The following is an 8,352-nucleotide window of genomic DNA, read 5'->3' on the forward strand; positions in this document are numbered from 1 at the left end:
ACAGCCAACTGGTTAACAAGAGGTTAAACGAATGAATAATTTTTAATATTTTAAAGCTGATTTATTTCCCTAATTTTATTGTCTTTTCCTGAGTAAATAAGGGGTACCACAAAGTTGGCTGAATTTTAAAGGAAGTTTTTAAAACAAAAAAAGTCCGCCTCAAAAGAGACAGACTTTCTGTATAAAGATGACATGATCTTATTTTTTAAGCTGATCCGGAATATTGGTAGTGATGAAACCGATTCCCTGCTTTTTTAATTCATCGGCAATGACAACGTCATTCACCGTCCATGCATTGGTGATCAATCCCAAAGCTTTTGCGTCTGCAATCCATGTAGGATTTTTCTGGAAAATGCTGTAATGATAATCGATTCCGTCCAAACCTTCGTCTTTGATCTGTTGGGGAGAAAGCTCTCCTTTCAGATATTGTACTTTAAAAGTGGGTTCCAGTCTTTTAATTTCCTTACAGATATTTAAGCTGAAAGAAATGAAATCGCATTGCGCTCCAAGCTTCATATCCTTAATCATTTTGATGGTTTTTGCCGTCAGTTCATCTTCTTTTTCCTTGGTTTTGTCAGGCTTTATTTCAACCACCAGTTTTAGCGATTTATCTTTCTTCCCTTGTTTTAAATAGTCTTTCAGAGTGGGAAAATCTTCACCGTTGGATAATTTTACTTTTTCCAGTTCTTTAAAATCGGTTTCGGAAATTTCCATCTTGGCGTGATGTTCGTCGTGGTTTACCACCAAAACTCCGTCTTTCGTCATTCTCACATCGAATTCAGATCCGTAAATCTTTAAATTCTGTGCATTTTCCAACGATTTCAGAGAATTTTCCGTTGTCGGCGGCTGCGTCTGCCAATATCCTCTGTGTGCTACGATCTGGGTTTGTGCCTTCATTACTACTGTGCTTAAAACTGCGAACCCTAAGATAAAATTTTTCATAATATAATTTGAATAGTATTCGAAAGTCTTTCAACTTTCAGATAAAGGTATATAAATTTATTTAAGTGAAAAGTCAATCGTGCGTCCTTCGCTGTCAGTGATCAATCATTTAATATTAACAATTGAGTTTCAGAGCAAAATTGACCATTTACATTTTTTACATTAAACTTGTCTAAACTTTTTTACCGCAAAAGATTGTAACACTTTAGTTATTTAAGTTGAGTACTTAAATGTAAAAAAAGAGCACATAAGTTAAAAAAATCAAAGATTTTTCTCTTTGCAGACTTTTGAAGTACTTTAAATAAATCCAACAAAGTCTTTTGTCTCTTTTGCGGTTACATTTAAAATGAGTTTAAACTTATTTTTAGATTAGAAAGAATATTTCGCTCCGATCTGGATCTGATAAGGATTTCCGGAAAGTGGCTCCAGTCCGCTTGTATTCAGGCTGTATTTGAACTGTTTTGTTGTCTGATCAAATCCTGTAATTCTGTACAGCGCCGTATTTCCGTAAGATTTGTTAACGCCCCATTCTTTATTAAGCAAATTGGCAACGTTGAAAATATCCACTGAAAGTTCAAAAGCTCCGATTTTTTCAAATTTGATTTTCTTTGCTACACGAACATCCCAAACTCCGTAGAAACCGTTCTTCCCGCCGTTTCTTTCTGCAACTTTGTTGTTGTAATCTGTAATGTAGTTCTTCAAAGCCTGTCCCACTTCAGGATTATCAATTAAAGTCTGTGTAAGATTCGGGAAAATGTAAGCTAAATCGTTCGTATCTACGAAATCCCCGTTTACGTTTCCACCTGCCGTTACAGAGAAACGGGTTCCGCCGATTCCGGCATAACGGATTCCTAAAGTAAATCCTGCAATGGTTGGAGAGTTCCCGTAAATCACGACTTTGTTTCTGAACTGGTTATCCGAATACGACATTCTTAAGTTTCTCGGATCTCCCGAAACCATGGTAGACAATGTTGCAGAGTTTGCTACGTTTCCGTTATACGAAGTATTGTCTTTGATATCTGCCCAAGTGTAACTTGCTGTAATTTCTCCGTCTTTCCAGTAACGGTAACTTGTATCTAAGACGAATGAAAACTGATTGACTTTTCCATCACTTACCAATTCAAGAACTCTTCCAAAATTTTTGTTGATTCTTCCGTCTTTCCAGTTCAGCGTTCCGTTGGCTGCGATCGTTGCTGCAGGAACAAAAACCCCTCTTCCGCCTTCATTATCCAGCGTAAAATAAGGATTTGCCACCATATTTCTGTCGTAATAGAAATAGTTGTTTCTTCCCAGTGTCATGTAACCCGCAACTCCCGCTCTGAATCTCTCGTTGAAGAAATGCGTGTAAGAAACATTGGCTTTATAAACTACCGGAATTTTTGCATCTTTTCCTGTATAGTTAATGGTAGGAAGCTGATACTGCGCTAAAGTAGGAACCGTTCCGTAATCGTTTCTGTAGCTGATGAAATCCGGCTTAAGACCAATCTGTGAAGGATTTACATCCACTGTTGCCAAATGTCTTCCGTCAAACACCAGATTATTGATAATCATATAATTATTGATGTCTGAAGAGAAAATTCCGGCTCCGAATTTCAGGAAGTCTTTATTTCCTTCATTAATATTCCAATCGAACTGGAATCTCGGCTGAATGATGAATGATTTGATCTGATTATCTGTCCGGATTCCCATTTCATCATACAATTTCTGGTTAAAGCCTGCTTTGGGATAACCGCCGTAATCCAATCTTAAACCCGCCATTAAATCCAGACCTTTTGCAATTTTTGTCTGAATCTGTCCGTAAACTCCTAAATTATAGATATTGGATTTCACGGAAGGATCTTCCATCAAAGGAACTTCTCTGTAAAATCTGTACGCCACAAGATTATTAAAATTAAATAAATTATCTCCTCCGTTCACAGTAGGATTCTCTCTGAAGTGGAATCTTCCGTTCACTTCACTTCCGTACACCGATTTTGCCATCGTGTACATTAAATCTGCTCCGAATGTATATTTGATTTTATCGGTATTGTAGTATAAATTGTCTACGATCTGGAAAACATTATTCCTGAAACTTTCCTGCGCAAAACGGTGTCCTCCGATCTGAATATTGGTTGCCTTGTCTTTTCCGTCGATGCTGGTTACGATATTTTCGACAATGGCTCTCGGAACGGGATGACCAAGCTGATCGTTCTGATAACTGTCCTGAAACGTGTAAAGATACTGCGCCTTCAGTTCGTTCGTTATATTCGGCTTTAAGTTTGATCTTAAAGTCAACAATAAGCTGTTATCCAGATTTTTATCATTTCCATAGGATTCAAAAGCGTTGATCGCTGTGTTGTCTCCTAAACCGTTTTTGTTCAGATCATAGGTGAAGTTATTTCTTAAAGTCAATAAGTTTTTATCGTTAATCTGCCAGTCTAAACGCAAAAATCCGGCATCAGAATTTCTCACTTTATCAAAACTTCCGAACTGCGGTGTATTTCCAACGCCATATTTTGCTCTGGCAATGTCAAGGAACTTATTTAAAGTAGCTGTTGTGGTATTTAACCTCAATTCGTCGTCATGAGATTTGATATCAGCAATCTGCAATGGTCTTGAATCCAACTGATGATCCCATGCAACGAAGAAATGCAGTTTGTTTTTGATGATCGGTCCGCCTAAAGAGAACCCAAACTGAGAAGTAGAAAAATCGTTGTTGATTTTATTTCCCCTGATGTCGTATTTGCTCGAAAGCCAGTTTGTTCTTAAATATTCCCATGCACTTCCTGAGAATTTATTGGTTCCTGATTTTGTAACCGCACTTACGGTTCCGCCTCCGCTTCTTCCCAATGTGACATCATACTGATTGGTGGTTACTTTAAATTCACGAACCGCTTCGATAGAAATAGAAAACGGAGCATTACTTCTGCTTGTGGTAGAACCTGCAGAAGTAGGATTTTTAGCCGTCATTCCGTCGATAGTAAAATTCGTGGAAGAACCCAACTGTCCGGAAATGCTTCCGTTTTTACCGCTCAAAGGTGAAAGTTCAGCAAGATTATTGAAATTTCTTCCGTTTACAGGCAAAATTCCGATATTTTTGGTTGTGATGGCTGTTGCCGCACCCAAATTCCCGATTTTGTTTTTTAAATTCCCGGTAACTACAACTTCTTCAATACTTATCTCGCTTCCCAAATCAACGTTTACCGTTACCTGATCTCCAAAATTTACGTTGTATCCTTCCCTCTTTTCATCATTTACGAATACAGTATAAGGTCCGCCCAAAGGAATTTCTTTAAAAATATACTCCCCTTTCGAATTGGTTTCTGTTTCCGTTTTAAACCCTGTGGATTCATTTACAATGGTTACTTTTACCTTTTCCTGCGGAGCTTTTCCGGTTCCGGTAACTTTTCCTACAATAGAAGCCTGAGTGGTCTGCGCATACGCAAGCGTTCCAAAACTCAGGAACAATAGTCCCAATACAATCTTTACTTTTCTCATATCTACAAATTAGCTTTGCAAATGTATTCTGACTTTCAGGATCCTCTGTTTAAGGGAGTTTTAACATTTTTTAAATTATATGGGAACCTTATGTTACCTGAATTTTAACCCCGATTTTATCTGGTGGATAATCAGTGGGTTGAAATATGTTACAACTTTTTAATTTTCGCGGAATATTTAATTCTCATATTTTTTAAATTGGAATTACTTTTATTTATTTTTGCTGAAAAAGATAGAAACCCGATGTCCGAAAACATACAACAGAAAATAGAAGATCTGCGAAAAGAGCTTCATCAGCACAACGAAAATTATTATCTCCTTGATACTCCGACGATTTCGGATTATGATTTTGATATGCTGCTGGAAGAACTTCGTGATCTGGAAGCCCAATATCCCGAATTTTATGACGAAAACTCTCCTACCGTTCGTGTCGGCGGAGGAATTACCAAAGTTTTCCCTACAGTTCAGCATAAATTCAGAATGTATTCTCTGGATAATTCCTATGATTTTGATGATCTTGAAGACTGGGAAAAAAGAATTATCAAAACGATTGACGAACCGGTGGAATTTGTTGCCGAACTGAAATATGACGGTGCTTCGATCTCCATTTTGTATGAAAACGGAAAACTGGTTCAGGCAGTAACTCGCGGCGACGGTTTTCAGGGTGATGAAATTACGGCAAACGTTCGTACCATTTCGGATATTCCTCTGAAACTGAAAGGTGATTTCCCTGAACATTTCTTTATGCGCGGTGAAATTTATTTAACCCGAAAGAATTTCGATAAAATCAATAAACAGCGTGAGGAAGAAGGTCTTGATCCTTTCATGAATCCCCGAAATACAGCAAGCGGAAGTCTTAAAATGCAGGACAGCGGTGAGGTGAGAAAACGCGGGCTTTCATCGGTTCTGTATCAGTTTATTTCAGAAGATATTCCTGCAGCATCGCATTGGGAACTGCTTCAGAAAGCGCAAAGCTGGGGTTTTAAAACTTCTCAGCAGGCAAAATTGTGTACGACTTTGGATGAGGTGAAGGAATTTATTAATTTCTGGGATGTTGAAAGACATAATTTACCGTTTGAAATTGACGGTATCGTTTTAAAAGTCAACTCTTTAAAACAGCAGAGGCAGCTTGCATATACTGCAAAATCTCCACGCTGGGCAATGGCTTATAAATTTAAGGCTGAAAAAGTGGAAACCGAACTGCAAAGCGTTTCTTATCAGGTCGGAAGAACAGGAGCCATCACTCCGGTTGCTAATCTGAAGCCTGTTTTATTAGCTGGAACGATCGTAAAGAGAGCCTCACTTCACAATGAAGATATTATTAAAAAACTGGATCTTCATGAAAATGATTTCGTTTACGTAGAAAAAGGCGGTGAAATTATCCCGAAAATTGTTGGCGTCAATACCGAAAAAAGAACGGAAGAAAGCAAGGAAATTGAATACATCAAAAATTGTCCGGAATGCGGAACTGAACTTGTAAAAATCGAGGATCAGGCAATTCATTTCTGTCCGAATGATCTTCACTGTCCGCCACAGGTTGTGGGAAGAATGATCCATTATGTTTCCAGAAAGGCTTTAAATATTGATAATCTGGGAAGTGAGACGATTGAGCAGCTTTACAGGGAACGACTGATTGAAAATCCTGCGGATTTCTATGTTTTAACGAAGGAGCAGCTTCTACCGCTTGAAAGAATGGCAGAAAAATCGGCACAGAACATCATTTCAGGGATCGAAAAATCCAAAGAAATTCCGTTTGAAAAAGTGCTGTATGGAATCGGGATAAAACACGTCGGAGAAACGGTTGCCAAAAAACTGGTTAAAAATTTTCCGACCATTGAAGATCTGAAAAATGCAACGGTGGAAGAGCTTTGTCAGGTGGAAGACATCGGAACCAAAATCGCGGTAAGCATTGTAGAGTTCTTTGCAAATTCCGAAAATATTCTCATGATCGAAAGGTTAAAATCTTATGGAGTACAACTGGAAAAAGGCGAAAGTACAAACGAAGTCCTGTCGAATATTCTGGAAGGAAAAACATTCCTTTTTACCGGAAAATTATCATTATTTACCCGAGAAGCGGCGGAAGAAATGGTAGAAAAACACGGCGGAAAAAATATTTCGGCAGTATCCAAAAACCTTAATTTCCTTGTGGTGGGCGAAAAAGCCGGAAGCAAACTGAAAAAAGCACAGGACATCGGAACAATTGAAATTCTGGATGAACAGCAATTTTTGGATTTGGTAGAAAAACAGTAAAAAAACAATATACTATTACAAAAGACTGTCTCTCAAAGGCAGTCTTTTTTTAGCTGTGTTCCAAAATATACAGAGCGTCCGAAATTTCGCTTGCAAATCTTTCATCCCTCTTTTCGAAATAGTAGAAACCTTCTTCAAGACTTTTTGAATTTTCTTTGATCCATTTCAGAAATTTTTCATGATCCGATTCATCGAAACTTTTATTTTCTCGGTTTTCGTTGACAAAATCCGGATAATAATTCCGGATAAAATCCACATAAATCATAAAACTGTTTTGGGCAATATCCACTTTCCAGCAGTCTAATAATTTTTCCATTTCACCCGTCGCATTATAGATCCCGAAAAACAGATCATCATCAAAAAAATTTCTATTTTCTAGGAAATACTTCCACCATTCAAAAAGAAAATATTTAACAGCTTCTTTTTCAATACCATCCCAGATTTCCAATTTTCCGTATTCCAGTTTTCCGAAAATACCAAACGGCTGAATTCCAAGATTCTGATCGATGCAAAGCTCCAGTATTCTCGGTAGGAAATGTTTAAAATCGTCCACATTTCCCCACGTTGTCATTGCTTTGAAAGCATATCGGGAAAGATCCTCTTCTTCGAGTTCTCTGAGTTCCTTACTGTGAATTTTCTCTTTATCACGATCCGAAACGCAACAGGGGCATCCCTCTATAAAAGACCGGATTTCATATTTTGAAAAAACAGAATACAGTTTTTCAATCGACTTTTTCAGACTTTCATTCAATGGTTTAGTATTTTACGATACAATATACCTCATTTGGATTTTTATCAAAAGAATTATTGTAATTTTATTTAGTAAAATCTTCAAAATGGAATTTTTAAAAGATCATTACGTCATCCAGAATGAGCTTCTGCTGATTTTCATTTCCGTTCTTCTCGGCATTTTCATCGGAACGGAGCGGGAATACAGAAACAAATCGGCAGGTTTGCGTACTTTTATTCTGGTATGTTTCGGATCCTGCCTGTTTACAATACTTTCGATTAAAATCGGGGTCGCCAATCCGGATCGGCTGGCTGCCAATATCATTACCGGAATCGGCTTTTTAGGAGCAGGAGTTATTTTTAAAGGGGATAATAAAATCGACGGAATTACCACTGCCACAACCATTTTTGCAACAGCTTCCATCGGAATGGCAGTCGGATCCGGATATGTATATCTTTCACTTCTCGGAACGCTTCTTATTTTATTGGTTTTAAATTATTTAACCTATTTTGAAAAATTTATAGACAGACACCATAAAATCCGTGAATATAAAATTGCAGTCATGAATTATCATGATATTCAACACTGTGAAGAACTTTTTAAGAAAAACAATCTGAAATTTATCCTCGCAAAACAGCAGTACACACAGGGAAATTTATCGACAACATGGATGGTTACAGGCAATAATACCAATCATGAAATTTTAATGAAAAGCCTGATGGAAGATGATAAAATAATTGCCTATCAGTTTTAATATCATCGATGTCAATAAAAAATCCCTTCAGATGAGGGATTTTGGAGGTTACACGATTATTTCTTTTTAAAAATATACAGGGCTTTGTTCGGGCCGTCAATTAGTCATGGTCGGAAGAAATCCGACCTCTTTTATGTTTTGAAAACTTTGTCTGGATTTCCTCCTGCAAAAATGATTAATACAGCTGTAATCATATCCC

General features: G+C 37.5%; 5 protein-coding genes. 2 read left to right on the top strand and 3 right to left on the bottom strand.

Annotated elements, in window-relative coordinates; all coding sequences use genetic code 11:
- Positions 1 to 198 precede the first annotated feature (198 nt).
- On the bottom strand, positions 199 to 942 hold the full coding sequence (locus DD829_RS06400) for a glycerophosphodiester phosphodiesterase family protein (RefSeq protein ID WP_108409562.1): 744 nt from the start codon (positions 940 to 942) through the stop codon (positions 199 to 201).
- 369 nt (positions 943 to 1,311) lie between these two features.
- Positions 1,312 to 4,419 (bottom strand): TonB-dependent receptor, encoded by a 3,108-nt coding sequence (locus DD829_RS06405; RefSeq protein ID WP_116547633.1) that lies wholly within the window; start codon positions 4,417 to 4,419, stop codon positions 1,312 to 1,314.
- A gap of 243 nt (positions 4,420 to 4,662) precedes the next feature.
- On the opposite strand from DD829_RS06405, the gene ligA reads away from it, so the two are divergent.
- Positions 4,663 to 6,669 (top strand): NAD-dependent DNA ligase LigA, encoded by a 2,007-nt coding sequence (ligA, locus tag DD829_RS06410; RefSeq protein ID WP_108410609.1) that lies wholly within the window; start codon positions 4,663 to 4,665, stop codon positions 6,667 to 6,669.
- Positions 6,670 to 6,718: 49 nt separating this feature from the next.
- On the opposite strand, the gene DD829_RS06415 is transcribed toward ligA, so the two are convergent.
- Positions 6,719 to 7,420 (bottom strand): hypothetical protein, encoded by a 702-nt coding sequence (locus DD829_RS06415; RefSeq protein ID WP_108410608.1) that lies wholly within the window; start codon positions 7,418 to 7,420, stop codon positions 6,719 to 6,721.
- Between the two features lie 85 nt (positions 7,421 to 7,505).
- Here DD829_RS06415 and DD829_RS06420 point away from each other — a divergent pair, with 85 nt between their 5' ends.
- Positions 7,506 to 8,153 (top strand): MgtC/SapB family protein, encoded by a 648-nt coding sequence (locus DD829_RS06420; RefSeq protein WP_108410607.1) that lies wholly within the window; start codon positions 7,506 to 7,508, stop codon positions 8,151 to 8,153.
- Positions 8,154 to 8,352 lie beyond the last annotated feature (199 nt).

It is taken from the genome of Chryseobacterium sp. HMWF035 (genome assembly GCF_003094695.1).
Classification (GTDB): domain Bacteria; phylum Bacteroidota; class Bacteroidia; order Flavobacteriales; family Weeksellaceae; genus Chryseobacterium; species Chryseobacterium gambrini.

Bases quoted from the DNA above. Each gene is read 5' to 3' on its own strand.
- DD829_RS06400 (WP_108409562.1), bottom strand. From the start codon at position 942: ATGAAAAATTTTATCTTAGGGTTCGCAGTTTTAAGCACAGTAGTAATG.
- DD829_RS06405 (WP_116547633.1), bottom strand. From the start codon at position 4,419: ATGAGAAAAGTAAAGATTGTATTGGGACTATTGTTCCTGAGTTTTGGA.
- ligA (WP_108410609.1), top strand. From the start codon at position 4,663: ATGTCCGAAAACATACAACAGAAAATAGAAGATCTGCGAAAAGAGCTT.
- DD829_RS06420 (WP_108410607.1), top strand. From the start codon at position 7,506: ATGGAATTTTTAAAAGATCATTACGTCATCCAGAATGAGCTTCTGCTG.